Annotated in this window: 23 protein-coding genes; 17 read left to right on the top strand and 6 right to left on the bottom strand. The window is 72.7% G+C overall.

Annotated elements, in window-relative coordinates; translation table 11 throughout:
- The first annotated feature begins 110 nt into the window (after positions 1 to 110).
- Positions 111 to 1,016: an EamA family transporter gene (locus tag ACZ5OX_RS37190; protein WP_465636370.1), complete on the top strand. Its 906-nt coding sequence runs from the start codon at positions 111 to 113 to the stop codon at positions 1,014 to 1,016.
- Positions 1,017 to 1,028: 12 nt separating this feature from the next.
- On the opposite strand, the gene ACZ5OX_RS37185 is transcribed toward ACZ5OX_RS37190, so the two are convergent.
- Entirely contained in the window at positions 1,029 to 1,550 is a 522-nt protein-coding gene (locus tag ACZ5OX_RS37185; protein WP_465636369.1) for a MarR family winged helix-turn-helix transcriptional regulator, read from the bottom strand.
- A gap of 167 nt (positions 1,551 to 1,717) precedes the next feature.
- Between ACZ5OX_RS37185 and ACZ5OX_RS37180 the strand changes: the two genes are divergently transcribed.
- Positions 1,718 to 2,050 (top strand): DUF2218 domain-containing protein, encoded by a 333-nt coding sequence (locus ACZ5OX_RS37180; RefSeq protein ID WP_465636367.1) that lies wholly within the window; start codon positions 1,718 to 1,720, stop codon positions 2,048 to 2,050.
- On the opposite strand, the gene ACZ5OX_RS37175 is transcribed toward ACZ5OX_RS37180, so the two are convergent.
- Together ACZ5OX_RS37175 and gabT are read right to left on the bottom strand one after the other, a co-directional pair.
- The gene (locus tag ACZ5OX_RS37175) at positions 2,023 to 2,685 is read right to left on the bottom strand and encodes a phosphatase PAP2 family protein (RefSeq protein WP_465636365.1); all 663 of its coding nucleotides are present in this window, start codon (positions 2,683 to 2,685) and stop codon (positions 2,023 to 2,025) included. The genes ACZ5OX_RS37180 and ACZ5OX_RS37175 overlap by 28 nt on opposite strands.
- 540 nt (positions 2,686 to 3,225) lie before the next feature.
- Positions 3,226 to 4,566 carry a 4-aminobutyrate--2-oxoglutarate transaminase gene (gabT, locus tag ACZ5OX_RS37170; protein ID WP_465636363.1) on the bottom strand — a complete coding sequence of 447 codons (1,341 nt, stop codon included), beginning with the start codon at positions 4,564 to 4,566 and terminating at the stop codon, positions 3,226 to 3,228.
- Between the two features lie 242 nt (positions 4,567 to 4,808).
- Here gabT and ACZ5OX_RS37165 point away from each other — a divergent pair, with 242 nt between their 5' ends.
- From ACZ5OX_RS37165 to ACZ5OX_RS37155, 3 genes are all read left to right on the top strand, one after another.
- A complete protein-coding gene (locus tag ACZ5OX_RS37165; protein ID WP_465636361.1) occupies positions 4,809 to 6,911 on the top strand; it encodes a type IV secretory system conjugative DNA transfer family protein in 2,103 nt (700 codons plus the stop codon).
- Between the two features lie 153 nt (positions 6,912 to 7,064).
- Positions 7,065 to 8,633, top strand: a complete 1,569-nt coding sequence (locus ACZ5OX_RS37160; RefSeq protein ID WP_465636359.1) for a PucR family transcriptional regulator — start codon at positions 7,065 to 7,067, stop codon at positions 8,631 to 8,633.
- 171 nt (positions 8,634 to 8,804) lie between these two features.
- Complete coding sequence (locus tag ACZ5OX_RS37155; RefSeq protein ID WP_465636357.1) at positions 8,805 to 10,247, top strand: aldehyde dehydrogenase family protein; 1,443 nt, start codon at positions 8,805 to 8,807, stop codon at positions 10,245 to 10,247.
- An 88-nt stretch (positions 10,248 to 10,335) separates the two neighbouring features.
- Here ACZ5OX_RS37155 and ACZ5OX_RS37150 read toward each other — a convergent pair whose 3' ends face one another.
- Positions 10,336 to 11,001, bottom strand: coding sequence for an NAD(P)H-binding protein (locus ACZ5OX_RS37150; protein WP_449792032.1), 666 nt, complete (start codon positions 10,999 to 11,001; stop codon positions 10,336 to 10,338).
- Positions 11,002 to 11,209: 208 nt separating this feature from the next.
- Here ACZ5OX_RS37150 and dxr point away from each other — a divergent pair, with 208 nt between their 5' ends.
- The 5 genes from dxr to ACZ5OX_RS37125 all read left to right on the top strand — a co-directional run bounded on the left by dxr (position 11,210) and on the right by ACZ5OX_RS37125 (position 16,893).
- A complete protein-coding gene (dxr, locus tag ACZ5OX_RS37145) occupies positions 11,210 to 12,451 on the top strand; it encodes a 1-deoxy-D-xylulose-5-phosphate reductoisomerase (protein ID WP_392884211.1) in 1,242 nt (413 codons plus the stop codon).
- 69 nt (positions 12,452 to 12,520) lie between these two features.
- Positions 12,521 to 13,825, top strand: a complete 1,305-nt coding sequence (locus ACZ5OX_RS37140; RefSeq protein ID WP_449810006.1) for a M50 family metallopeptidase — start codon at positions 12,521 to 12,523, stop codon at positions 13,823 to 13,825.
- A gap of 143 nt (positions 13,826 to 13,968) precedes the next feature.
- Positions 13,969 to 15,129 carry a flavodoxin-dependent (E)-4-hydroxy-3-methylbut-2-enyl-diphosphate synthase gene (gene ispG / locus ACZ5OX_RS37135; RefSeq protein WP_392884214.1) on the top strand — a complete coding sequence of 387 codons (1,161 nt, stop codon included), beginning with the start codon at positions 13,969 to 13,971 and terminating at the stop codon, positions 15,127 to 15,129.
- A gap of 215 nt (positions 15,130 to 15,344) precedes the next feature.
- Positions 15,345 to 16,220: a GNAT family N-acetyltransferase gene (locus ACZ5OX_RS37130; RefSeq protein ID WP_465636386.1), complete on the top strand. Its 876-nt coding sequence runs from the start codon at positions 15,345 to 15,347 to the stop codon at positions 16,218 to 16,220.
- Positions 16,221 to 16,320: 100 nt separating this feature from the next.
- Complete coding sequence (locus ACZ5OX_RS37125; RefSeq protein WP_465636354.1) at positions 16,321 to 16,893, top strand: GNAT family N-acetyltransferase; 573 nt, start codon at positions 16,321 to 16,323, stop codon at positions 16,891 to 16,893.
- Between the two features lie 20 nt (positions 16,894 to 16,913).
- Here ACZ5OX_RS37125 and ACZ5OX_RS37120 read toward each other — a convergent pair whose 3' ends face one another.
- Together ACZ5OX_RS37120 and ACZ5OX_RS37115 are read right to left on the bottom strand one after the other, a co-directional pair.
- A complete protein-coding gene (locus ACZ5OX_RS37120; RefSeq protein ID WP_465636352.1) occupies positions 16,914 to 17,828 on the bottom strand; it encodes an aminoglycoside phosphotransferase family protein in 915 nt (304 codons plus the stop codon).
- 93 nt (positions 17,829 to 17,921) lie between these two features.
- Positions 17,922 to 18,842, bottom strand: a complete 921-nt coding sequence (locus tag ACZ5OX_RS37115; RefSeq protein ID WP_465636350.1) for a ferritin-like domain-containing protein — start codon at positions 18,840 to 18,842, stop codon at positions 17,922 to 17,924.
- Between the two features lie 284 nt (positions 18,843 to 19,126).
- Here ACZ5OX_RS37115 and rimP point away from each other — a divergent pair, with 284 nt between their 5' ends.
- The 7 genes from rimP (at position 19,127) to ACZ5OX_RS37080 (ending at position 26,532) form a co-directional block, all read left to right on the top strand.
- Positions 19,127 to 19,666 carry a ribosome maturation factor RimP gene (gene rimP, locus ACZ5OX_RS37110; RefSeq protein WP_402415800.1) on the top strand — a complete coding sequence of 180 codons (540 nt, stop codon included), beginning with the start codon at positions 19,127 to 19,129 and terminating at the stop codon, positions 19,664 to 19,666.
- 55 nt (positions 19,667 to 19,721) lie between these two features.
- Complete coding sequence (nusA, locus tag ACZ5OX_RS37105) at positions 19,722 to 20,723, top strand: transcription termination factor NusA (protein ID WP_449792026.1); 1,002 nt, start codon at positions 19,722 to 19,724, stop codon at positions 20,721 to 20,723.
- Between the two features lie 75 nt (positions 20,724 to 20,798).
- Positions 20,799 to 21,092, top strand: coding sequence for a YlxR family protein (locus ACZ5OX_RS37100; protein WP_449792025.1), 294 nt, complete (start codon positions 20,799 to 20,801; stop codon positions 21,090 to 21,092).
- Between the two features lie 227 nt (positions 21,093 to 21,319).
- The gene (gene infB, locus ACZ5OX_RS37095; RefSeq protein WP_465636347.1) at positions 21,320 to 24,385 is read left to right on the top strand and encodes a translation initiation factor IF-2; all 3,066 of its coding nucleotides are present in this window, start codon (positions 21,320 to 21,322) and stop codon (positions 24,383 to 24,385) included.
- A gap of 150 nt (positions 24,386 to 24,535) precedes the next feature.
- Positions 24,536 to 24,832, top strand: a complete 297-nt coding sequence (locus tag ACZ5OX_RS37090) for a DUF503 domain-containing protein (RefSeq protein ID WP_030289887.1) — start codon at positions 24,536 to 24,538, stop codon at positions 24,830 to 24,832.
- Between the two features lie 153 nt (positions 24,833 to 24,985).
- Positions 24,986 to 25,426: a 30S ribosome-binding factor RbfA gene (rbfA, locus tag ACZ5OX_RS37085; protein ID WP_207812580.1), complete on the top strand. Its 441-nt coding sequence runs from the start codon at positions 24,986 to 24,988 to the stop codon at positions 25,424 to 25,426.
- A 2-nt stretch (positions 25,427 to 25,428) separates the two neighbouring features.
- Positions 25,429 to 26,532, top strand: a complete 1,104-nt coding sequence (locus ACZ5OX_RS37080; RefSeq protein ID WP_449792023.1) for a DHH family phosphoesterase — start codon at positions 25,429 to 25,431, stop codon at positions 26,530 to 26,532.
- Positions 26,533 to 26,546: the final 14 nt, after the last annotated feature.

The raw sequence follows: 26,546 nt of genomic DNA, 5'->3' as shown, positions 1-26,546 counted from the left end.
GCCATGCTCGACCCATGACCGCGACAACCTCCGCCGCCCCGAGCGGCCGGCCCAGCACAGGCAGCACGAGCAGCACGGGATGTACGGGGGGCAACGGCAGCGGGGGCGGCATGAGCCCGCGTCACATCGCCCTGGCCGTCCTGGTGGCCGCCGTCTGGGGCCTCAACTTCGTCCTGATCCACGTCGGCCTGGACAGCTTCCCGCCGCTGCTCTTCTGCGCCCTGCGGTTCGCCGTCGTCGCGGTGCCGGCGGTCTTCTTCGTCGGCCCGCCCAAGGTGGCCTGGCGCTGGGTCGTGGCGGTCGGCGCGGTCCTCGGCGTGGTCAAGTTCGGGCTGCTCTTCCTCGGCATGCACGCCGGGATGCCGGCCGGACTCTCCTCCCTGGTGCTCCAGGGGCAGGCCGGCTTCACCGCGCTGTTCGCCGCCGTACTGCTGCGCGAACGCCCCGGCCGACAGCGGCTGGCGGGCCTGGCGGTCGCCTTCGCCGGCATCGCCCTGAGCGCCTGGGACCAGGGCGCCGGCGGGCCGCTCGGGGCCTTCGCCCTGGTCGTCCTGGCCGCCGTCGCCTGGGGACTGGCCAACGTGCTGACCCGCAAGGCCGCGCCGCCGGACGCGCTGCGCTGGATGGTCTGGGTCAGCGCCGTCCCGCCGCTGCCACTGCTGGCCCTGTCCCTGCTGGTCGAGGGCCCGGATGCGGACCTGCGCGCCCTGCGCGACATCACCCCGGCCGGGCTGGGGGCGATCACCTACGTCGGGCTGGTCTCCACCCTGCTCGGCTTCGTCGCCTGGAGCTTCCTGCTGCGCAGCTACGACGCGACCGCCGTCGCGCCCTACTCGCTGCTGGTGCCGGTGTTCGGGATGTCCTCGGCCTGGCTGCTGCTCGGTGAGCGGATCAGCCCGACGGCCGCCGTGGCCGCGCTGCTGGTCATCGCCGGGATCGGGATCACCGCGCTGCGGCCGGGGACCAGGGCCCGTCGCGTCGATCGGCTCGGACCGGGATCCGGGAACGACCGGTAGGACGGGCCGTGGCTACCGCCGTGGCGGCCCGGCTTCCAGGAAGCGGGCCTCGGCGGAGCGCAGCACCCGCAGCAGCACCTCCTCGTCGGCGGGGCTGACCTCGCCGAAGTACTCCTGGGCCACCTCGTCCCGGACCTGCCCGATCCGCTCCACCGCCGCCCGGCCCGCCTCGGTCAGCAGGATCCGCACCGCCCGCCGGTCGGCCGGGTCGGGGCTGCGCTCGACCAGCCCGGCCTCCTCCAGCGCGTCGACCACGGTGGTCGCCGAACGCGGGGCGATGTGCAGCTTGTCGGCGAGGTCGCTCAGCCGCATCGCACGGTCCGGCGACTCGCAGCCGGTCACGTGGGCGAGCGTGCGCAGCGCCCGGGCCTGGCCGGGGGTGATGCCGTACGGCTCCAGTCGCCAGCCGGTCTGACGGCGGATCCGCTTGATCGCCCTGGTCATCGCGTCGGCCAGTTCGGCGGCGGTGCCCGGTGCGCCGGGCCGGGGGCCGGGGGAGGGGTCCGCCGGTTCGTCGGTCGGCGTGGTGGTCATCGGCGGTCTCCTCGGCTGGCGTCCGCCCCAGGGTAGCCGTCGGTGCGGAGCCCGCGGCCGGCGGCGGAGGGCGATCGCGGAAATATGTTGAGCCTAGCTCAGTATCTGGGTTAGCGTACTCCCAAGTGAGGGGACCCTAAGTTCTCCTCCTCGATCCTGGAGGGCCCATGCCCCGCTCCGAAGCCCGCGTCGCCACCGACCGCCCGGGCCGTTACGCCAAGCAACTCGCCGCCCACATGGGGCGCAAGATCGAAGCCGTCTACTCCGAGGAGACCGGCCGCGGCACGATGGTCTTCGGCGCCGGCACCGCCACCCTGGAGGCGCAGCCGGACGCGCTGCTGCTCACCGTCGAGGGCGAGCGCGAGAACCTGCCCGGCCTGGAGGACGTCGTCGGCCGCCACCTGGTCCGCTTCGGCGCCCGCGACGAACTCGTCATCGAGTGGCACCGCGACAACGGCGAACCCGGCCTGGTTCACCGCAACGAGGACCCCGAGGCCTGACGCCCCCCGGCACCCGGCCGGGGCAGCCACCGGGCGAGCGGCCACAGCACCAGGACAGCCAGGCAGCAACTCGCCACCACGTCCAGCAGCCAGTGGAAGTCGCTCCACACCAGCCCCGCACCCACCCCGAGCGACAACAGCGCCGCACCCGCCGCCGACCACCGGGCCGCGCGCGGCCCCGCCACCCGGGCCAGCAACAGCGCCGCCACCCCGTACGAGATCGTCGCGGTCGCGGTGTGCCCGGAGGGGTACCAGCCCCACTGGCCCGCCGTCAGCGGATCCCCCAGCGGACCCGGCCGGGCGAAGACCGCCTTCGCCGGGACCACCAGCAGCGGGATCAGCCCCGCCGTCAGCGCCGCCACCGGCAGCGGCAGCCACCAGCGCCCGGCCCCGGCCCGGCGCCCCCGCCAGGCCGCCAGCGCGCCGGCCAGCAACAGCACCGGAATCGCCGGGACCCCGCTGCCCAGGTCCGACAACACGTGGCCGAGCCGGTCGACCAGCGCGTTCGGGAAGTCCGAGTGGGCCGTCCGGACGGCCCGGCGGACCGACCGGTCCACGCCGAGCAGCGGCCCGTCCACCGCGACCTGCCAGGACACCACCACCAGCAGCACCGCGGCCACCATCGGCACGGCCACCGACCGCGCCGCCCGGCCCGCAACAGCGGACAGCCGCCCCGGAGCAGGGGGGGAAGCTCCGGGGCGGCTCTGATGATCGCCGTTCCGCGCGCCCCGGGGGGTGTGGGTCGGACGGTCGGTCGATCGGTCTTCAGTGGGTGCCGACCCTCCCGGGCCGGCCTGGTCGTCCTCGTGCGGCACCCGCGGAACCGGCCCCCGAAGAGGCCCCGCGGACGGCCGCGCCGACGGCTGAGGCTCGCCGTCCATCTGCGATGACACTACGTCAACAGCCCTTCCGCGCCGAGCGCCTACAGCGATTCCGCACATCATCTTCACCCGCGCCGGGCGACTTCTCGGGCCCTCCGTCGATCATGCCGGACCGCCCGCGGTGCGCGCACCGAACGGCCGGGCGCACTGCGCGGCCGGGCGCACTGTGCGCGCCATGCGCAGCGTGCGCCCGGAAACCGAACGGCCCGTGCGGACCAGAGGTCCCCACGGGCCGTTCAGCGCTGTCCGGACAACCCTCCGGAAGGGGGTTCACGACCTGACGGGCGACACCGCTCAGAGAGCGGCGAACGCGCCCTCCAGGATGTCCAGACCCTCGTTCAGCAGGTGCTCCGGCATGACCAGCGGCGGCAGGAAGCGCAGCACGTTGCCGTAGGTGCCGGCGGTCAGCACGACCAGGCCCTCGGCGTGGCAGGCCTTGGCGATGGCCGCGGTGGCCTCCGCGTTCGGCTCCTTGCCGCCCGGCTTCACCAGCTCGACGGCGATCATCGCACCGCGGCCGCGGACCTCACCGATGATCTCGTACTTCTCCTGCATGGCCCGCAGGCGGCCCAGCATGATCTCGCCGATCCGCTGCGCCTTGCCGTTGAGGTCCTGCTCCTTCATCGTCTCGATGGCGCCCAGCGCGGCGGCACAGGCCACCGGGTTGCCACCGTAGGTGCCACCCAGGCCACCGGTCTGCGCGGCGTCCATGATCTCGGCGCGGCCGGTCAGCGCCGACAGCGGCAGACCGCCCGCGATGCCCTTGGCAGTGGTGATCAGGTCTGGGACGATGCCCTCGTCCTCACACGCGAACCACTGGCCGGTGCGGCAGAAGCCGGTCTGGATCTCGTCCGCGACGAACACGATGCCGTTCGCCTTCGCGAACTCCACGATCGCCGGCAGGAAGCCCTTGGCCGGCTCGATGAAGCCGCCCTCACCCTGGATCGGCTCGATGATGATCGCGGCGACGTTCTCGGCGCCGATCTGCTTGTTGATGGTGTCGATCGCCTGGGCGGCGGCCTCGGTGGCGGCGTTCTCCGCACCGGTCAGCCAGCGGTACGGGTAGGCGACCGGCACCCGGTAGACCTCGGGGGCGAACGGACCGAAGCCCTGCTTGTACGGCATGTTCTTCGCCGTCAGCGCCAGGGTCAGGTTGGTGCGGCCGTGGTAACCGTGGTCGAACACCACGATGGCCTGGCGCTTGGTGTAGGCGCGGGCGATCTTCACCGCGTTCTCGACGGCCTCGGAGCCCGAGTTGAACAGCGCGGTGCGCTTCTCGTGGTCACCCGGGGTCAGCTCGTTCAGCTGCTCGGCGACGGCCACGTAACCCTCGTACGGGGTCACCATGAAGCAGGTGTGGGTGAAGGCGGCCAGCTGCTCGGTCGTCTTCGCCACCACGGCCTCGGCGCTGTTGCCGACGTTCGTCACGGCGATGCCGGAACCGAAGTCGATCAGCGAGTTGCCGTCCACGTCCTCCAGCACGCCGCCGTTGGCACGGGACACGTACACCGGCAGGGTGGTGCCTACACCGGCCGCCACCGCACCCAGCTTGCGGGCGTGCAGCTCCTGCGACTTCGGACCGGGGATCGCGGTGACCAGGCGGCGCTCCTGCGGGAGCGGCGTTGCGGCGCTCATGGGGTTTCTCCAGACTTCTCGGCTCGGTGCTTCGCAGGCTACGGCCGCCCTCCCCACCCCGGCACGCGCCACTCGGTAGCAGTGCGCCGTCCGACTTGTCCGGCACGGCCAGCGCGAGTGGCGCGACTACCCGCAGGCCACGCTCCACTACCCTGAGCGCGGGCGTGTCGCCGGTACGGCGGCATGGGTATGGCGGCACCGACGGCGGTCGGGCCGGGGCGGGCGAGGGAGCGGGGCCGTACATGGCACAGGACGGGGCACACCACCACGGCGAGCACACCACCACCAGACCCCCGACCCCCCTGCCCCACCAACGCCCGGGCACAGGCCCGGACGGGGTCTTCGACCTCCCGGCGTGGGTGGCGATTCCCCGGCCGGAGGCGGCTCCGGGGATCTTCCGCCAGGGCTACAAGTGGACTGATCTCACCGAGGCGGAGGAAGCGAAGGTCCCAACCGGGCAGTTGCTGTGGCGTGCCGCGCTGAACCTTGTCGCAAGCGTCGCGACCTACTACGTCGGCACGTTCGTGCTCGTATGGCTGGTGGGCCTCCTCGGATGGTTCGCTGGGACGTCGCCGGAGCAGTTCAACACTGTCCAGATCCTCATCAACTTGATCACCATCAGTTGTGCGGCGGCGGTGTTCTGGCGAACGGGCCGGTGGCGCGAGGTCGGCCGCCGGTTCCTCACGCGTTCCGGGTGGCGGAAGAACATTGCTCCAGTCCTTGCTAGGGCGATCACCCATGAGGGGCCCGCCCCCGTCAGGGCGGTCGGCGGCCTCGAGCCGTCGCCCGTTGCAGACCCGTGGTTTGCCCAGCGGTCGAGTGGAGCGTTGGCGGCGGCAGAGAAGCTCGACCACGCGAAGGCCGGGGACGTCGACTACGTTCGGATCCAGAGAGCGTGGGAGTCCGCCCAAGCCGATGCGATCTTCCTCCCGGCCTTCGTCGACCAGGTGCTCGCACGGGGTGCTGCGGCCTTTTCGCATCCCTCGGAGGCCCGGGACCTGGTGACCAGGAGGGCGTGGCACGACCTGTTGCTGCAACAGGTGCGGCTTGGCATGACGCAGGACGTGGTGAAGAACCCGCACAGCCACCGATCGACCGGATTCGCGCTGGACCCAACCGTGCTGGGAACGTCGCTGCTGGCTGTCGGCCCTGCCGGAACCGGCAAGACGGCTCGACTTGCCCGCCCCGTCACGGAGGCTCTGTGTCTTCAGACGCTGGCCGGGACGGCGTGCGTCGTGGTAGTCGGTGCAGCTGACGCTGACCTCGGCCCGGATGACTGGTACGACGTGGTGATCGCACCGGGTGAGCCGGGTTCGGTCTACGGACTGGACCTTTACGGTGCGACGCGGGATCCCGATGAGGCAGCGGCCAGACTGTCGGACGCGTTGCTGCCGGACGAGTTGATAGCGCGCGCGGAGAGCGCCCGAACTACGCTTCAACAGGTGGTCGGCCCGTTCAACACCGCCTACGGGCGCTACCCGGGAGTTCGTGAACTGCGGGCACTGCTCTCAGGGGAGCCGGACGTGATGGAACCGCTCGTCAAAGCCCTTCGAGCAACAGGCCGGCTGTCGGTGTACGAGCGGGATCTGGAGTACCGGCAGCGGCAGCAGGAGCGCGCCGACGACCCAGGGATCCTTCTTGCGGACCGCTTGTCACTGCTCGACCGCCCGGCATTTGAGGGGGCCTTCGCAACGGACGGCACGGGCCGTCTGCCCTTTGCCATGCGCGCGCTCGACCATCCGCTCCGGGTACGGGTGAAGCTGCCCGAACGAAGCCATCCGGAGGCCGCGCGGATCCTCTCCCGTCTCGTGGTGGGGCAGTTTGTCGTGGCGGCAGCCGCCCGCGAGGATCGTTCGCTGTTCGCCGGACTGGTGGTGGACGACGCGTCCGCCGCCCTGGATGCGAATACCGTTCGGGGCCTCCAACGGATGCGGGGCGCCAACGCAGGTGCGGTGCTGCTGCTCCGCACCTTGATGGACCTGCCGGAATCGCTGAGGACTCCGTTGTTTGGGGCGGTGGGCTGTCGGATGGTCTTCCCCGGTATCGCGCCGTGGGACGGGAGGTTCTTCTCAGAGGCGTGGGGTACACACGTCGTCCACGAGACGGAAGTCACCCACACCCCCGACACCTCCGGAGGCGTGATAAGGCGCGCCGGCCGGATCGGGCGGAAGGCGTTGTCGGGGACGACGGCGCAGACGGAGTCGGTGACGACGCGGGACGTGGAGCGGCTGCGGTGGTCGCCGTCGGATCTGGCGCACGCGTTGCCGGCGGGGCATGCGGTGGTGTCGTTGACGGCGGTGTCGGGGGAGCAGGTGCCGCCGCTGTTGGTGGACCTCAGGGGCTGATGGCGGGGCGGCGGGGAAGTCGCCTTCGAGGTGGATTCGGCAGTGCGGGTTGTCCGGGGCGTCCATAATGAAGGGGAGAGACCCTCACCAGTCCCACGTCCCTCTCCTCGCCCGGCCGCAACGGCGCGGTCAGGTCGATCCCCCGAAGGTGCCATGCCCCCCACACTCGCCTCCGTCGTCCGCAACACGTCGCTCCATCTGACGGTCCTCGCCGGTGCGGATCACCTGGAGCGGCCGGTCCGCTGGGTGCACACCAGTGAGCTGGACGACCCGACGCCGTTCCTGGAGGGTGGCGAGCTGCTGCTCACCACCGGTATCAAGCTGGGTCGTACGGCGGCGCAGTTGCAGGCGTACGTGCACCGGCTGGCCGACGCGGGGGTGGTCGGGCTGGGGCTCGGGGTGGGGTTGTCGCACACGGAGGTGCCGCAGCCGCTGGTGGACGCGGCGGCGCAGCGCGGGCTGCCGTTGCTGCGGGTGCCGGAGCCGACGCCGTTCATCGCGATCAGCAAGGTGGTGTCGGCGGCGCTGGCCGCGGAGCAGTACGAGGCGGTGACGACCAGCTTCGAGGCTCAGGAGGAGCTGACGAGGGCGGCGCTCGGCAAGGACGGCACGACGGCGGTGGTGCGCCGGCTGGCGGCCCGGCTGGGGGGCTGGGCGGCGCTGTACGACGGGTCGGGTGCGCTGTCGGTGGTGGCTCCGGACTGGGCGGCGCGCCGGGCGGGGCGGCTGGCGGCGGAGGTGGACCGGCTGCGTCGGCGGCCGGCGCCGTCGAGTGCGGCCTTGCAGGGGCGGGCGCCGGGGATAGACACGGCGGACGAGGACTACGTGGTGGTCCAGTCGCTGGGGGCGGACCGGCGGGCCCGGGGTTTCCTGGCGGTGGGGACCGAGGACCGGATCACGCCGACCGAGCGGTACGTGTTGAACGCGGCGGTGGCGCTGCTGACCCTCACCCTGGAGCGCTCGCGGGAGCTGCGGCAGGCGGAGGAGCGGATGGGCGCGGCGCTGCTGCGGATGGTGCTGGCCGGTGAGGTGGCGACGGCCCGTCAGGTGGCGGTGGGGCTGTTCGGGGGGCTGCCGGAGGGGACGATACGGGTTCTGGTGGCCGGGGCCGGGCCGGCGGGCACGAATGCCGCGGAGGCGCTGGGGGAGCTGGGCGACCGGGCCGAGCAGGCGGGTGCCCGGGTGGGCGAGAAGCTGCTGGTGGCGCGGGAGGACGGTGTGCACGGGCCGCGGCTGATGGTGCTGGCGTTGGACAACGGTGCGGTGCACCGGGCCTGTCTGGGGGCGGTGGAGGAGCACGAGGGCCTGTCGCTGGGCGTTTCGGCCCCGGCCGCGCTGGAGGAGGCCGGGACGGCGCACGCGCAGGCCGAGCGGGCGCTGGCGGTGGCGCTGCGTGGCGGGCGCCGGTCGGTGGACCACGAGGAGGTCGGTGCGGGGTCGTTGTTGCCGCTGCTCGGTGAGGACGCGGTGACGGCCTTCGCGGAGGGGCTGTTGCGGCCGCTGCGGGAGCACGACCGGACGGCGCGCGGGGACCTGGTGGCCTCGCTGCGGGCGTGGTTGTCCCGGCACGGCCAGTGGGACGCGGCGGCGGCGGACCTGGGGGTGCACCGGCACACGCTGCGCTACCGGATGCGCCGGGTCGAGGAGTTGCTGGGCCGGTCGTTGGACGACACGGACGTGCGGATGGAGCTGTGGTTGGCGCTCCGCTCCGGCGAGGAGTGAGGCGCGGGGTGCGCGGGTCGGCGGCCGCGCTCCGGTAGGACGTGGTGGAGTGGCCCCGGGGGCGAACGCTCCTAGTCGGCCAATCCGGTCGGCGTGCCGCCCCGCCTACCCTCAAATCCGGGTCCCACGTCCGTGGGCCGTAGGACAGACGAGGAGAGGGCCGGTACCACGGTGACCACCACGTACGATTTCTGGCTCGCCGGCCGCCGGGCGAGCGGTGACGCCGACTTCGAGGTGCACAACAGCTGGGACGGCCGTCTGGTCGGCAAGGTGAGCATCCCGACCGAGGCCCAGGTCGACGAGGCGCTGGACGCCGCCGTCGCCGCTCTGCCGGTGTTCGCCGCCACCCCGGCGCACCAGCGTGCCGCCGCCCTGGACCACGTGGCCAAGCGGCTGACCGAGCGCACCGAGGAGCTGGCCCAGCTGGTCAGCGCCGAGAACGGCAAGCCGATCAAGTGGGCCCGCGGTGAGATCGGCCGCGCGGTGTCGGTCTTCCGCTGGGCCGCCGAGGAGGCGCGCCGCACCAACGGTGAGACCATGCGGCTGGACACCGATCCGGGCGGCGTGGGCCGTTTCGCGCTGGTGCGCCGTTTCCCGCGCGGTGTGGTGCTCGGGATCGCCCCGTTCAACTTCCCGCTGAACCTGGTCGCCCACAAGGTCGCCCCGGCGATCGCGGTCGGCGCCCCGATCATCCTGAAGCCGGCTCCGTCGACGCCGCTGTCGGCGATGGTTCTGGGCGAGATCCTGGCCGAGACCGACCTGCCGGCCGGTTCCTGGTCGATCCTGACCGTGCCGAACGACCGGATGCCGGCCCTGGTGCAGGACGAGCGCCTGCCGGTGATCTCCTTCACCGGTTCGGACAAGGTCGGCTACCAGATCATGGACTCGGTGCCGCGCAAGCACTGCACCCTGGAGCTCGGCGGCAACGCCGCGGCCGTGGTCCTCGCCGACTGGTCCTCGGAGGCCGACCTGGACTGGGCGGCCACCCGGATCGCGATGTTCGCCAACTACCAGGGCGGCCAGTCCTGCATCTCGGTGCAGCGGGTGATCGCCGACGCGTCGGTGTACGACGCGCTGGCGGAGAAGGTCGTCGCCAAGGTCAGGGCGCAGGTCACCGGTGACCCGAGCGACGACGCGACCGACGTCGGCCCGCTGATCGACGAGAACGCCGCGAAGCGCGTCGAGTCCTGGGTCGAGGACGCGGTCGCGAAGGGCGCCAAGGTGCTCACCGGCGGTACCCGCGAGGGCGCGACCTACGCCCCGACCGTGCTGGCCGAGCTGCCCGAGGACGCCATCCTGGCCAAGGCCGAGGTGTTCGGCCCGGTGCTGTCGCTGCACCGGGTGGACGGCGTGGACGAGGCCTTCGCGGCCGTCAACGACTCCGCGTTCGGCCTCCAGGCGGGCGTGTTCACCCACGACCTCCAGACCGCCTTCCGCGCCCACCGGGAGCTGCAGGTCGGCGGTGTGATCATCGGCGACGCGCCGTCCTACCGTGCTGACCAGATGCCGTACGGCGGTGTCAAGGACTCCGGTGTCGGCCGCGAGGGCGTCAAGTACGCGATGGACGACTACACCGTCGAGAAGGTCATGGTCCTGAGCGGCCTCGACCTCTGAGAGAGCCCGTGACGGCGCCGTAGCGGTGTCGTGGAGGAGGGCCCGGTTCGGCCGAACCGGGCCCTCCTCGCGTTCGCGGCCGGCGGGTTCAGCCGTCGTGCCCGGCGGCCACGGCGACCGCCTCCTCGACGGTGGCGTTCCCGGCGACCAACTCCAGGGTCTGTCCGGCGGTGCCGGGTTCGTGGAGCAGGGCGGCCAGGACGGCGGCCACGTCGGCCCGGTCCACCGTGCCGCGGTCGACCGAGGGGGCCAGCCGGACCAGGCCGGTGCCGGGGCCGTCGGTGAGCCGCCCGGGGCGCAGCACCGTCCAGTCCAGCGCGGTGCGGGAGCGGACGGCGTCGTCGGCGGCGCCCTTGGCCCGCAGGTAGGCCTCGAAGACCTCGTCGGGGTGGTGCGCCCCGGCGTCGGCGGCCATCGTCGAGACCATCACGTACCGGCGGACCCCGGCGAGTTCGGCGGCGTCGGCGAGCAGCACGGCGGCGTCCCGGTCGACGGTGTTCTTGCGGGCGGCGCCGCTGCCCGGTCCGGCGCCGGCGGCGAAGACCACCGCGTCGGCCCCGGTCAGCAGCCCGGCGAGCTGCGTGGCGGTGGCGGCCTCCAGGTCGAGCAGCAGTGGCTCGGCCCCGGCGTCGACGAGGTCCTGGGCCTGTTCGGGGCGGCGGATGATCCCGGCGGGGCGCTCGCCGCGCGCGGCGAGCAGCCGTTCCAGCCGGAGCGCGATCTGTCCGTGGCCCCCGGCGATGACGGTACGCATGGCTCCGACGGTAGTCCGGACCGGGCGCGGTGGCCCGGGGAATCCCGGGAAAGGCCGTAGAGGGCGGGGAAGGACCAGGGGAGCTCCGCGGAAGTCCGGGGAATTCCGGGAAAGGCCGTGGAAGGCAGGGAAAGAGCAGGGGGCCGCGGAAGTCCGGGGAACCGCGCGGAGGTCGGGGACGGTGCCGCGGACAGGACACAATGGGCGCATGACTTCGCTCGCCCACCCGCAGCTGCGTTTCACGCCCACCGTGGCGGACCCCTCCGGCCCCCGGGAGCTGGTGATCCTGGGCTCCACCGGTTCGATCGGCACCCAGGCCATCGACGTGGTGCTCCGCAACCCGGACCGCTTCCGGGTGGTCGCCCTGTCGGCGGCCGGCGGCCGGGTGGAGCTGCTCGCCGAGCAGGCGGTGCGGCTGGGCGTGCACACCGTGGCGGTGGCCGATCCGGCGGCCGAGCCGGCGCTGCGCGAGGCGCTGGCCGCGAAGGCGGCGGGCCGTCCGCTGCCGACCGTGCTGGTGGGCCCGGACGCGGCGACGGAGCTGGCCGCCCTGGAGTGCCACTCGGTGCTGAACGGCATCACCGGTTCGATCGGCCTGCGGCCGACACTGGCCGCGCTGCGGGCGGGCCGGGTGCTGGTGCTGGCCAACAAGGAGTCGCTGATCGTCGGCGGTCCGCTGGTGAAGGCGGTGGCGAAGCCGGGCCAGATCGTGCCGGTGGACTCCGAGCACGCCGCGCTGTTCCAGGCGCTGGCCGGCGGCACCCGGGCCGAGGTGCGCAAGCTGGTGGTCACCGCCAGCGGTGGTCCGTTCCGCAATCGCACCCGTGACCAGCTGGCCGGCGTGACCCCGCAGGACGCGCTGGCCCACCCGACCTGGGCGATGGGCCCGGTCGTCACGATCAACTCGGCCACCCTGGTGAACAAGGGCCTGGAGGTGATCGAGGCGCACCTGCTGTACGACGTGCCGTTCGACCGGATCGAGGTCGTGGTCCACCCCCAGTCGGTGGTGCACTCGATGGTGGAGTTCACCGACGGTTCGACCCTGGCCCAGGCCAGCCCGCCGGACATGCGGATGCCGATCGCGCTGGGCCTGGGCTGGCCGGACCGGGTGCCGGACGCCGCCCCCGCCTGCGACTGGACCAAGGCCGCCACGTGGGAGTTCTTCCCGCTGGACGACGAGGCCTTCCCGGCGGTCGAGCTGGCCCGTGAGGTGGGCACCCTGGGCGGCACCAACCCGGCGGTGTTCAACGCGGCCAACGAGGAGTGCGTGGAGGCGTTCCTGAAGGGCCGCCTCGCTTTCACCGGAATCGTGGACACTGTTGCCAAGGTCGTGGCCGAGCACGGCCGGCGGGACGGTGGTTCGGCGGCGGGAACTTCCCTGACGGTTGAGGACGTCCTGCACGCGGAGGACTGGGCGCGCGCCCGGGCCCGCGAGCTGGCGGCCGGCTGACGGTCGGCTGACAACCCCGATTGCAGTAGGACGAAACGATGAGCGGAGCGGCATGACGGAGGACCAGCGGTGGCAACGGTTTTGACGGTGGTCGGCATCCTGGTCTTCGTCATCGGGCTGCTCGTCTCGATCGCCTGGCACGAACTCGGCCACCTCTCCACGGCCAAGCTGTTCGGCATCCGGGTGCCCCAGTACATGGTCGGCTTCGGCCCGACCCTCTGGTCGCGCCGGAAGGGCGAGACCGAGTACGGCATCAAGGCGATCCCGTTCGGCGGGTACATCCGGATGATCGGGATGTTCCCGCCGGGCGAGGACGGCCGGATCACCAAGCGCAGCAGCTCGCCCTGGCGCACCATGATCGAGGACGCCCGCGAGGCCTCCTACGAGGAGATCCAGGAGGGTGACGAGGACCGGCTCTTCTACACCCGCAAGCCGTGGAAGCGCATGATCGTCATGTTCGCCGGGCCGTTCATGAACCTGATCCTGGCGTTCGGGCTCTTCCTGACCGTCATGATGGGCTTCGGCGTCAACATGAGCGTGCCGACGGTCAGCTCCGTCGAGAAGTGCCTGGTCAAGGTGGGTCAGCCCAGGGACACCTGCCCGGAGGGTGCCCCGCAGACCCCGGCCGCCCAGGCCGGGCTGAAGGCGGGCGACAAGATCCTCTCCTTCGACGGCGACCGGATCGGCAGCTACGAGCAGCTCCAGGCGGACATCCGCCGGTCGGCCGGCCGGACCGTGCCGGTCGTGGTCGAGCGGGCCGGGGAGCAGATCACCCTCAACCCGGCCATCGCGGTCAACGACGTCCAGAAGTACGACGGCAACGGCGTCCCGCTCAAGGGTCAGACCGTCCAGGCCGGGTTCCTCGGATTCACTCCGGCGAGCGGTGTGGTCCAGCTGGGCTTCGGGCAGTCGGTCGACCGGATGTACGACATGGCCGAGAACGGGGTGAAGTCGCTGCTCGCGCTGCCCGGCAAGATCCCCGGCCTGTGGAACGCGGTCGTCGGGGACACCCCGCGCGACCCGGACTCGCCGATCGGGATGGTCGGCGCCGCCCGGGTCAGCGGCGAGGTGTTCTCCCTGCACGAGTCGGCCACCCAGAAGATCGCGATCTTCGTGAACCTGCTGGCCGGCATCAACCTGTCGCTCTTCCTCTTCAACATGCTGCCGCTGCTCCCGCTGGACGGCGGGCACATCGCCGGCGCGGCCTGGGAGGCGGTGCGGCGTCGCTTCGCACAGTTGTTCAGGCGGCCCGACCCCGGCCCCTTCGACGTGGCCAAGCTGATGCCGGTGGCGTACGTGGTGGCCAGCATCTTCATCGGTTTCACCCTGCTGGTGATGGTCGCCGACCTGGTGAACCCGGTGAAGATCAGTTAGGGCGTTCGGGTACCACGGGTGTGCTGGGCGCCATGGCGGTGCCGTACCGTGGAGGCCGGGTGCGCGATCGTCAGCGCGCCCGGCCTCGGCCGTGTCACGGCCGGGCGGTCGACCACACCTCAACCCCGGGGAACCCTGCGCACATGACCGCGATCTCGCTCGGTATTCCGTCCCTGCCGCTCAAGCCGCTGGCCAAGCGCCGTCACTCCCGGCAGATCATGGTCGGCAACGTGCCGGTCGGCGGCGACGCCCCGGTCTCGGTGCAGTCGATGACCACCACCGTGACGTCGGACATCAACGCCACGCTCCAGCAGATCGCCCAGCTCACCGCGTCCGGCTGCCAGATCGTCCGGGTCGCCGTGCCCTCGCAGGACGACGCCGACGCGCTGCCGATCATCGCCAAGAAGTCGCAGATCCCGGTCATCGCGGACATCCACTTCCAGCCGAAGTACGTCTTCGCGGCGATCGACGCCGGCTGCGCGGCGGTGCGCGTGAACCCGGGCAACATCAAGGCCTTCGACGACAAGGTCGGCGAGATCGCCAAGGCCGCCAAGGACGCGGGCGTCCCGATCCGGATCGGTGTCAACGCCGGCTCGCTGGACAAGCGCCTGATGGAGAAGTACGGCCGGGCCACCCCGGAGGCGCTGGTCGAGTCGGCGCTCTGGGAGTGCTCGCTGTTCGAGGAGCACGACTTCCGCGACATCAAGATCTCGGTCAAGCACAACGACCCGGTCGTGATGATCAACGCCTACCGCCAGCTCGCCGCCGCCTGCGACTACCCGCTGCACCTCGGTGTGACCGAGGCCGGCCCGGCCTTCCAGGGCACGATCAAGTCGGCGGTCGCCTTCGGCGCGCTGCTGGCCGAGGGCATCGGCGACACCATCCGGGTCTCGCTCTCCGCGCCGCCGGCCGAGGAGATCAAGGTCGGCAACCAGATCCTGGAGTCGCTCGGGCTGCGCGAGCGCGGCCTGGAGATCGTCTCCTGCCCGTCCTGCGGCCGCGCCCAGGTGGACGTCTACAAGCTCGCGGAGGAGGTCACCGCCGGGCTGGAGGGCATGGAGGTGCCGCTGCGGGTGGCCGTCATGGGCTGCGTCGTGAACGGCCCGGGCGAGGCGCGCGAGGCCGACCTCGGAGTCGCCTCCGGCAACGGCAAGGGGCAGATCTTCGTCAAGGGCGAGGTCATCAAGACCGTTCCGGAGTCGAAGATCGTCGAGACCCTGATCGAGGAGGCGCTCAAGCTCGCCGAGCAGATGCAGGCGGCGGGCGTCGAGGCGGGGGCGCCGACGGTGGTCGCGGGGGAGTGAACCCCGCGCGGTTCGCCGTTCGTGGTTCGTCGTTCGTCCCGACAGCCGTGGGTTGTCGGCAGTCCTGACCGCGCGGGAGCGCCCGTGCGGTGTTTTCCGGAAGCGGGGCCGTCCGTTCGCGGACGGCCCCGCGGCCGTAGCCGGGTGGGGCCACGGATAGGGTTCGGCCAGAGTCGTCTCAGTGAGGTGCTGTCTCGATGCTCGATCGAGGTGTGATGCTCCCGAGCTCCTTCCAGGCCGCCCGGGCCCTGGCCACCACCCGCGTGCTGGAGCCGCCGGACCTCCCGGACGCCCTGGAGATCCTCCACCGCGACCCGGTCGCCAACGCCTTCGTCGCGACCAGGGTCGAGGCCGTCGGGCTGGATCCGTGGCGGCTCGGCGGGGAGTTGTGGGGCTGGTACGACGGGCAGGGCGTGCTGGACGCGCTCTGCTACGCCGGGGCGAACCTGGTCCTGATCAACGCCGGGTCCGAGGCGGTCGCGGCCTTCGCGGAGCGCGCCCGCCGGCAGGGGCGGCGCTGCTCCTCGATCGTCGGGCCGGCGGCGGCCACGGCGGCCTTCTGGGCGCTGCTGGAGCGCAGTTGGGGGCCGGCCCGGGAAGTGCGGGCGCACCAGCCGCTGTTGGCGACCTCGGTGCCGTCGGCGGAGATCGCGCCGGATCCGCTGGTGCGCAGGGTGCGGCGCGACGAGGTCGAGACCTTGATGCCGGCGTGCGTGGCGATGTTCACCGAGGAGGTGGGGGTGTCGCCGCTGGCGGGGGACGGGGGGCTCCTCTACCAGGCCCGGGTGGCCGAACTCGTGTCCACCGGACGGTCGTTCGCGCGGTTCGGGGAGGACGGGCAGGTCGTCTTCAAGGCGGAGATCGGGGCGGTGACGGAGGGGGCCTGTCAGATCCAGGGGGTCTGGGTCGCTCCGGAGCACCGGGGGCGAGGGCTCTCCGAGACGGGGATGGCGGCGGTCCTGGACGTCGCGCTGCGGGAGGTGGCGCCGGTGGTGTCGCTGTACGTCAACGACTTCAACCTGCGGGCCCGGGCGGCGTATCGGCGGGTGGGGTTCCGCGAGGTCGGGGCCTTCATGAGCGTGCTGTTCTGAGGGGCCGCGGCGGGCCGTGCGGTGGGTCGCGAGGTTCCGGGCGGGGTGCTGTTGGGATCTTCGGCCGCGCCGCGGGGCCGCTGGTAGTAACGTCCGGAGCATGGATCAGCTGACCGGGGTGACGATCGAGGCCATCGACCTTGCGGCCTGGGCGCCGCAGGCGCTGGAGGTCCAGGCGGTGGCGTTCGGGCTGACGCCCGAGGAGGTCGCGGTACGGCTGCACATCGTGGGGCGGCACGCCCTGCAGCCGGGGGTGATCGCGCTCGGGGCGATGAGCGGGGGGCGGCTGGTCGGGTTCGGGTACGGGATGCCCAACCAGCGGGAGCACTGGTGGAGCACGGTGATCGAGCCCTACCTGACCGCCCGGGGGTACGGGGACTGGCTGGACGGGGTCTTCGCCATCACCGAGTTGCACGTGCTGCCGGAGTTCCAGGGGCAGGGGATCGGCTCGCGGCTCATCCGGATGCTGTGCGAGGGGTCGGGGCTGGAGCGGAGCATCCTCTCGGCGATCGACGCGGAGACGCCGGCGCGGCGGCTGTACCGGGCGCTGGGGTACCGGGACCTGGCGCGGGCGGTGCGGTTCCCGGCGACGGAGCGGCTGTACGCGGTGATGGGGGCTCGGCTGCCCTTGCGCGGGGCCGAGAGCGGGGCGCTCGGGGCACTCGGGGCTTAGAGCCCTCAACGGCCGTCGGGTCAGAGGGTGTTGGCGAACTCGAGGTAGAGCTCGGCGTCCTCGCGGCGGTCCGCGGCGAGGGCGCGGAGGGCGAGGTCGACGGCGCGGAAGAGGGTCCAGCCGCGGAGGCGGTCCTGGTCGACCTCGAGGGCTTCGGAGAGCCGGCCCAGCCGGCGGCGGACGGCGGCGGGGGCGCCGGGGGAGCCGAACAGGGTGTCGGCGCGGTCCAGGGCGAGGCGGGCCAGGTCGAAGGCGCGTTCGCCGGCCAGCGGGCGCGGGTCGATGGCCAGCCAGGGGGCGCGGTCGGCGGCCAGGACGTTTCCGTGGTGGAAGTCGCCGTGCAGGAGGAAGGACTCGTCGGCGGAGTCGGCCAGGGCCCGGGCGGTGTCCAGGGCCTCGGCGATCAGCTGCCGCGCCTCGTCGGCGGCGTGGGGGCGCTCCGCCAGGCGGGCGGTGGTGGCGATCCGCTGGGCGGGGGCGGGGAAGGGGTGGCCTTCGGGGAGCTCCGTCCAGAGGCGGTGCAGCAGGCTGGTGGCCTCCAGCATGGCCTTGGGCTCGGCGAGGGAGCGCAGCGGGATCTCGCCGTGGAGGCGTTCGAGCAGGAGGACGCCCTCGGTGGGGGCGGCGTCCAGGAGGAGGACGGCTCCGCGGCCGGCCCAGTGGGTCAGGGCGGTGTGCTCGTGGGCGGTCTCGGCGGTGGGGAGGCCGACCTTGAGGACGGCGGGGGAGAGGTCGTCGCGGTGGACGTACGCGACGAGGCTGAGGCTGCCGCCGGGGTCGAGGGTCCGTTCCAGGGTGAGGTCCCAGGCGGCGAGGTGGGCGGCGGCCCTGGCGGGGAGGGTGGCCAGCCATTGGCGGCCGGTCTCGCCGTGGGTGGCGGTGACGGAGTTCGTCAGCCAGCTGGGGACGGTGATGGTGGGTTCGGCTCCCGACATGGGTCCATTGTCGGGGTTTGGGGGCCGGTGTGGGGCTTTCGGGAGGGTTCGGGGTGGCGGGCGTGCGGGTCCTTGCCCCACGTGCCCGCCGCGTCAGGCGGCGGGGATGCCGGGAAAGGCCGTGGGCGGGGCGCCCCAGCGGCGGGCGCGCAGGGCGGTGTCGCGCAGGGCGGTGGCGGCGAGCGGGCGGTGGAACGCGGGGAGGGTGGTGACCAGGTCGGCGTAGGTGGCGGTGAGGCGGGTCTCCAGGTGGACGGCGAGCCTGGTGGCGTCGGCCGGGGAGGTGACGGGGAAGGGGAGCTGGTAGCCGGCGGCGGCCGGGGTGGGGGCGGCGGTGGCGGCGGTGAGGAGGCGCTGCCAGGCGTCGCGTTGGGCCTGGTGGGCGGCGAGGGTGGTGCGGGCGTCGGTGCGCTGGGGGTCGTCGGGAAGGTGGGCGCCGACCACGCCGTAGCCGTAGACGGCGGCGTGTTCGGCGCCGAGGGCGCTCTGGAGGGCCGGGCCGGGGTCGGTGGCGCCCTCGGTGCGGGCGTGGCCGGCCGGGGTGCCGATGGGGGTCTGGTCGCCGAGGGCCGCGGCGTGCAGGGCGTTGGAGGCGGACACGGAGGCGAGCAGCCGGGCGAGGGGCGGGCTGACCTCGTCGAAGCCGTAGAGGTGGGACTCGGCGGTCCGGTGCTCCATGAGGGCCAGCTCGGGGAGCGTGGGCAGGGAGCGGTACGGGGTGCTGGTGGGGGAGGGGGTCGCGGCCGGCAGGCCCTGGACGAGGGCGGCGCGGTGCTGGACGGTGTCGTCGCGCAGGGGCTGGAGCAGGGCGGTCGGGGCACCGGGGGCGGTGAGCAGGTTGTCGTAGGCGCCGAGCAGGAGGTCGGTGTCGGCGATCGCCCGGAGGCGGGCGGGGGTGTCCGGGTCGTGGGACGGGGCGGGGTCGGCCGGGCGGCCGCCCGGGTCGGCGGTGCAGGCGGCGAGGGTGGTGAGCAGTCCGAGGGCCAGGAAGGTCCGTCGGCTGGGCGGATGCATCGGGATCACTCCGGGCGGGTACGGGAGGACGGCCTCCCCGCCTGCCCTCGTTGGCGTGAATGATTACAGAATCCCCACGTTCCCGGGCCCGGTTCGGGGATGCCGTGCCGGGTGTGAGCTTGCTCGCAGTGGGTGGCGTGCACGCGGTCGGCGGAGGTCCGGAATCGGTGGTTGGGGGCTTGACCGGATAGGCTTTGGGCCGAGCTGCCGTGATCCGGTGCGTGACACCGGGGGCGCGGGGCGACCTTCTGACAACAGCAGACGCGGCCGAGGAGTCCACCCGGATGAGCACCACCCACACCGACCGGCTGCGAGCGTTGCTGGAGCCGCTGGCCGAGCAGGCCGGACTGGATCTGGAGGACGTCAGGGTCACCAGGGCGGGCAGCCGCCGGCAGGTCCAGATCGACGTCGACACCGATGGCGGCGTGGACATGGACACCATCGCCGAGTTCAGCCGGGTGGTCGGTGAGGCCCTGGACGAGTCGGACCTGATGGGGGACGACGCGTACCTGCTGGAGGTCGGCTCGCCGGGTGCGGAGCGTCCGCTGGCCCTGCCCCGGCACTGGCAGCGCGCCGAGGGTCGGCTGGCCAAGATCCACCTGGTGGACGGCGGGGAGATCGTCGCCCGGGTGCTGGAGGCCGACGAGGACGGTGCACTGGTCGAGGTGCAGCCGGTGAAGGGCCGTGGCCGCCCGAAGGAGCGCCGTCTGGCGTACGCCGAGGTGGCCCGTGCCCGGGTCCAGGTCGAGTTCAACCGCAAGGACGACGAGAAGCTCCTGGACGAGGCCGCGGACTTCGACGAGGGGGAGGACGGCGCCGAGTGACCCCCGGGTGCCGTACGACCATGACGAACGTGACGAAAGACGAGGAGGCGTAGCCGTGGACATCGACATGAGTGCCCTGCGCACGCTGGTCAACGAGAAGAACATCCCCTTCGACCTGCTGGTCGAGTCCATCGAGTCCGCCCTCCTCACCGCGTACCACCGCACCGAGGGCTCGCGCCGCCGGGCCCGGGTGCGCCTGGACCGCGAGAGCGGCCACGTCACCGTGTGGGCCATGGAGGACCCGGCGGAGCTGGAGGAGGGCGTCGAGCCGAAGGAGTTCGACGACACCCCGAGCGGCTTCGGCCGGATCGCGTCCAGCATCGGCATCCAGGTGATGATGCAGCGCCTGCGCGACGCCGCCGACGACCAGACCTTCGGTGAGTACGCGGGCAAGGAGGGCGACATCGTCACCGGTGTCGTCCAGCAGGGCAACGACCCGAAGAACGTGCTGGTCGACATCGGCAAGCTGGAGGCCATCCTGCCCCCGCAGGAGCAGGTCCCGGGCGAGGACTACCGGCACGGCACCCGGCTGAAGTGCTACGTGGTGGCGGTTCGCCGGGGCGTGCGCGGGGCTTCGGTGACGCTGTCGCGCACCCACCCCAGCCTGGTGAAGAAGCTGTTCGCGCTGGAGGTCCCGGAGATCGCGGACGGCAGCGTGGAGATCGCGGCGATCGCCCGCGAGGCCGGCCACCGGACCAAGATCGCGGTCTGGTCGCGCCGTCAGGGCCTGAACGCCAAGGGCGCCTGCATCGGCCCGATGGGCTCCCGGGTGCGCGCGGTGATGGGCGAGCTGCACGGCGAGAAGATCGACATCGTCGACTGGTCGGAGGACCCCCGGGAGATGGTGGCCGCCGCCCTGTCGCCCGCGCGGGTGACCAGCGTGGAGATCGTGGACGCCGCCCAGCGCTCCGCCCGGGTGATCGTGCCGGACTACCAGCTGTCGCTGGCGATCGGCAAGGAGGGGCAGAACGCCCGCCTGGCCGCGCGCCTGACCGGCTGGCGGATCGACATCCGCCCGGACACCGAGGGCCAGTCCGAGGAATCGCAGGCCCGGTAGTCAGTGTTGTCGTTGCCGAGCCCGCCGTCCTCCAGGATCGGCGGGGCGGCGCCATGTCGCTCCGGAGGGGTAGACTTGCCTTCGTCTGGCCGGACGCATGTCCGAGCACGCCCGGAACGCACCTGCGTGGGCTGCCGCAAGCGCGCGGCCAAGCACCAGCTGTTGCGTGTCACGGCGGTCGAGGGCGAGTGCGTCCCTGATCCCCGTGGCGCACTCCCGGGCCGGGGCGCTCACGTGCACCCCGATCCGGCCTGCCTCGACCTCGCGGTCCGCCGTCGGGCGTTCCCCCGGGCCTTCCGGCTCCAGGGAGCGCTCGACACGGAGCGGCTCCGCGGGTTCATCGAGGAGCGGGCGGGCGAAGCCTCGTAGCAGGACCGCCTCCCGCGACGGCCGCCGCTCGCGCGGCGGAGAACCACCGCAACAAGCACGGCACGCGGCCAGCCGCGCGTCGTGCCACGTCAGGTACCTCGCGATGTGGAAGTAGGTCGAGATTGCGATGAGCACTCGATGAGTACGCGATGAGTACGCGATGGGTACGCCCATGAAGTAGCGACAGTCCGGCGGACGAGACCCCCGGACTCATAGACAGGAGTGAAGTGGCTAAGGTCCGGGTTTACGAACTCGCCAAGGAACTTGGCTTGGAGAGCAAGGCCGTCATGGCCAAGCTCACCGAGCTCGGTGAGTTCGTCCGTTCGGCGTCCTCGACGATCGAGGCGCCGGTCGTACGCAAACTGACTGACGCGCTTGGTGTGGCCCCCACCGGTGGTGGTTCCGCTGCCAAGCCGGGCCCGCGGAAGACCGCGGCGCCCTCCCCCGCCGCCGGCTCGGGTGCCCCGAAGCCGGGGGCTCCGGCTCCGGGTCCGCGCCCCGGCGCGACCCCTGGTCCCCGTCCGACCCCGGCTGCCGCCGCGCCTTCCGCGCCGGCCGCCCCCGCCGCCCCGAAGCCGGGCGCGCCGACTCCGGGCCCGCGCCCGGCCGCGCGTCCCGCCGCTCCGGCGGCCCCGGCCGCGCCCGCGGCCGAGTTCTCCTCGCCGGCTCCGGCCGGCGACGCCGCCCCGCGTCCGTCCACCCAGGCTCCGCGCCCGGGTGGCCAGGCCGCCGGCGGTGCCCGTCCGGGCCCGCGTCCGGCCGGTCCGCGTCCGGGCAACAACCCGTTCACCTCGGGTAGCGCCACCGGCATGGGCCGCCCCGGCGACCGCCGTCAGGGCGGTCAGGGCGGCGCCCCGCGTCCGGGCGGTGCCCCGGGTGCCGGCGCTCCGCGTCCCGGTGGCGACCGTCCGCGTCCGGCCGGTGCCCCGGGTGCCGGTGCCCCGCGTCCCGGTGGCGACCGTCCGCGTCCGGCCGGTGCCCCCGGTGCCGGTGCTCCCCGTCCGGGTGGCGCTCCGCGTCCCGACGGCATGCCGCGTCCGGCCGCGCCGCGTCCCGGTGGCCCGACCCCGTCCGGCATGCCGCGCCCGAACCCGGGCATGATGCCGCAGCGTCCGGCCGGCCCGCGTCCGGGTCCGGGTGGCCGTGGTCCGGGTGGCCCCGGCGGCCGTCCGGGTGGTCCGGGTGCCGGTGGCGCCCGTCCCGGCTTCCAGGGCCGTCCGGCCGGTCCGGGCTCGCGTCCGGCCGGTGGCGGCGGCTTCGGCGGTCCGCGTCCCGGTGGCGGTGCCCCGGGTGGTGGCGGCGGCTTCGGCCCGCGTCCCGGCGGCTTCGGCGGTCGTCCCGGCGGCCCGGGTGCCCGTGGTGGCACGCAGGGCGCCTTCGGTCGTGGCCCGGGCGGTCGCCCGGCGCGTGGCCGCAAGTCGAAGCGGGCGAAGCGCCAGGAGTACGAGGCCATGCAGGCCCCGTCCGTCGGCGGTGTGATGCTGCCTCGCGGCAACGGCCAGACCGTTCGCCTGTCGAGCGGCGCCTCGCTGATGGACTTCGCGGAGAAGATCAACGCCAACCCGGCCGCGCTCGTCTCCGTCATGTTCAACCTCGGTGAGATGGTCACCGCGACCCAGTCGGTCTCCGACGCGACCCTCGAGCTGCTGGCCGGCGAGATGGGCTTCCAGCTGGAGATCGTCAGCCGGGACGACGAGGACCGCGAGCTGCTGGAGTCGTTCGACATCGACTTCGGCGCCGACGAGGGCGACGAGGACCAGCTGGCCCCGCGCCCGCCGGTCGTCACCGTCATGGGTCACGTCGACCACGGTAAGACCCGCCTGCTGGACGCGATCCGCAAGTCCAACGTGGTGGCCGGCGAGGCCGGTGGCATCACCCAGCACATCGGTGCCTACCAGGTCGTCACCGAGGTGAACGGCGAGCAGCGTCCGATCACCTTCCTCGACACCCCGGGTCACGAGGCGTTCTCCGCCATGCGTGCCCGTGGTGCCAAGTCCACCGACATCGCGATCCTGGTGGTCGCGGCCAACGACGGTGTCATGCCGCAGACGGTCGAGGCGCTGAACCACGCCAAGGCCGCCGGTGTGCCGATCGTGGTCGCCGTCAACAAGATCGACGTCGAGGGCGCCGACCCGACCAAGGTCCGCGGTCAGCTGACCGAGTTCGGTCTGGTGGCCGAGGAGTACGGCGGCGACACCATGTTCGTCGACATCTCCGCGCGCCAGGGCCTGCACATCGACCAGCTGCTGGAGGCCGTGGTCCTGACCGCGGACGCCTCGCTGGACCTGCGGGCCAACCCCGAGCAGGACGCGCAGGGTATCGCCATCGAGGCGCACCTGGACAAGGGCCGCGGCGCCATGGCGACCGTGCTCGTGCAGCGCGGTACCCTCCGCGTCGGCGACTCGATCGTCGTGGGCGACGCCTACGGTCGCGTCCGCGCCATGCTGGACGAGAACGGCAAGAACCTCACCGAGGCCGGCCCGTCCCGCCCGGTGCTGCTGCTCGGTCTGACCTCGGTGCCCCGCGCCGGCGACAGCTTCATCGTCGTCGACGAGGACCGCACCGCCCGTCAGATCGCCGAGAAGCGCTCGGCCCGCGACCGCAACGCCGCCTTCGCGCAGCGCCGCGTCCGGGTGTCCCTGGAGGACCTGGACAAGGCCATCGCCGCCGGCTCCATCGAGCAGCTCAACCTCATCATCAAGGGTGACGTCTCCGGTTCGGTGGAAGCCCTCGAGGACGCCCTCGTCAAGCTGGACGTGGGCGAGGAGGTCGAGCTCCGGGTCCTGCACCGCGGTGTGGGTGCCATCACCGAGTCCGACGTGGACCTGGCGATGGGCTCGGACGCCATCATCATCGGCTTCAACGTGCGCGCCGAAGGCCGTGCGCGTACCGCGGCCGAGAAGGAAGGCGTGGACGTCCGGTACTACTCGGTCATCTACCAGGCGATCGAGGAGATCGAGAACGCCCTCAAGGGCATGCTCAAGCCGGAGTACGAGGAGGTGCGCCTCGGCGCCGCGGAGATCCGCGAGGTCTTCCGCTCCTCCAAGTTCGGCAACATCGCCGGTGTCCTGGTCCGCGACGGCATCATCCGCCGCAACGCCAAGGCCCGCCTGCTGCGCGACGGCAAGGTCGTGGCGGAGAACCTCTCGATCGAGGGTCTGCGCCGCTTCAAGGACGACGCGACCGAGGTCCGCGAGGGCTTCGAGGCCGGTGTCACCCTGGGGTCGTTCAACGACATCAAGGTCGACGACATCATCGAGACCTACGAGATGCGCGAGAAGCCGCGCGCCTAGTCGGTGTCAGCCGGGGCCGGTCGACGGGTGGTATTTCCGTCGACCGGCCCCGGTCTCGCTGTGTAGGGTCCGGGAGTAGTCAGAAACAGTGGCGCCAGCCCGGTTCCGGGCTGCCCCCGAGGCCTTCCAGGTCGGCGAGACCTGTCACACATGTTCGTGGGAACACTCACCTTCGACCTGCTGCTGGGCGACGTCCACTCGCTCAAGGAGAAGCGTTCGATCGTGCGGCCCATCGTGGCCGAACTGCAGCGCAAGTACAGCGTGTGCGCTGCCGAGACCGGGAACCAGGACCTGCACCGCCGGGCCGAGATCGGCCTCGCGGTGGTCTCCGGCGAAGCCGGGTACGTCACCGAGGTCCTGGACAGCTGTGAGCGGTTGGTCGCCGGCCGCCCCGAGGTGCAACTCCTCTCCGCGAGGAGGCGCTACCACAACGACGACGACGAATGAGGACCGTGGAGCCGGTCGGCGGAAGTCGCCGTTCTCACACGGATCAGGACCGAGAGCGCCCGCAAGGCCGGGCGCGGGCCGGTACTTTGGGGCGTGGGCCCCGACGGGTGCGCAGCTCGCCCGGGTACCGGGCCCACTGCACGAGGAGGCAACGTGACCGACACCGCAAGGGCGCGCAAGCTCGCCGACCGCATCCAGGTGGTCGTCGCCCAGACCCTGGAGCGGCGGATCAAGGACCCCCGCCTGGGGTTCGTGACCATCACCGACACCCGGGTGACCGGAGACCTGCGCGAGGCCACCGTCTTCTACACCGTCTTCGGTGACGAGACCGAGCGCGAGGCCACCGCGGCCGCGCTGGAGAGCGCCAAGGGCGTGATCCGCTCCGAGGTCGGCAAGATCGGGGTGCGCTTCACCCCGACGCTGACCTTCGTCGCGGACGCGCTGCCGGACAACGCCCGGAACATCGACGACCTGCTCGACCGGGCCCGCACCTCGGACGCCGCCGTGCGCACCCAGGCCGCGGGAGCGAGCTACGCCGGCGACGCGGACCCGTACCGGGTTCCGGCGTCCGAGCGTGACGACGAGGACGAGTAGTCATGGCGGGTGAGCCGGCGCGGGCCGCCTCGCGAGCCGGATCGACCACGGGGGCGTCCTCCACCAGCACGGTGGAGGGTGCCCTCGCGGCACTCCCGGGCCCGCGCACCGAGGAGAGCGGGTTCGAGCTGCTCTGGCAGCAGGTGGTGGCGGAGATCGGGCGGGCCCGTTCGATCGACCTGATCTGCCACATCTGCCCGGACGGCGACGCGTTGGGCTCCTCGCTGGCGGCCGCGCTGGCGCTGCGCGCGCTCGGCAAGCGGGTGCGGGTCTCCTTCGGCGACGACCCGCAGATCGTGCCCGAGTCGCTGGCCTTCCTGCCCGGCCAGGAGCTGATCGTGCCGGCCTGCGAGGTGCCGGACGTGCCCGAACTGGTGCTCTGCTTCGACGTGGCCGCGGAGAGCCGGCTCGGCCTGCTCCGCGACAAGGCCTTCGCCGCGCCCGTCCTGGTGGTGTTCGACCACCACGCCTCCAACCCGGGTTTCGGCACCCACCAGTTGATCGACCCGACCGCGCCGGCCACCGCCGTGCTGGTCGACGAACTGCTGCGCAGGCTCGGCGTGGTGCTCGACCAGGAGCTGGCCACCTGCCTCTACACCGGTGTCGCCACGGACACCGGTTCGTTCAAGTACCGGGCCACCACGCCCGCCACCCACGAGCTGGCCGGCCGGCTGCTGGCCACCGGCATCCGGCACGACCTGATCTCCCGACAGCTGTGGGACACCTCCTCCTTCGGCTACCTCAAGGTGCTCGCCGGCGCGCTCGACCGGGCCGTCTACGAGCCGGAGGCGGCGGACGGGCTGGGCCTGGTGTGGACCTGGGTGCCGTACCAGGACCTCGCGCTGTTCAGCGTCACGGTCGAGGAGATCGAGGGGCTGATCGACATCCTGCGCCGCCCGGCCGAGGCCGAGGTGGCGCTGGTGCTCAAGCAGGACCCGGACGGCACGCTGCGCGGCTCCTCGCGTTCCAAGGGGGCGGTGGACGTCGCGGCGGCCTGTGCCGAACTGGGCGGCGGGGGGCACGTCTACGCGGCCGGATTCAGCGTCCGGGAGGACGTGGCCGCGGTGGTCGAGCGGTTCCGGGGCGCGCTGAGACCGGTACGTTGATCGTCTCCGCTGAT

This window comes from Kitasatospora sp. NPDC032121 (assembly GCF_055580145.1).
Note: the sequence above shows the minus strand (reverse complement) of the source record. Positions and strands in the feature narration are given on the sequence as shown.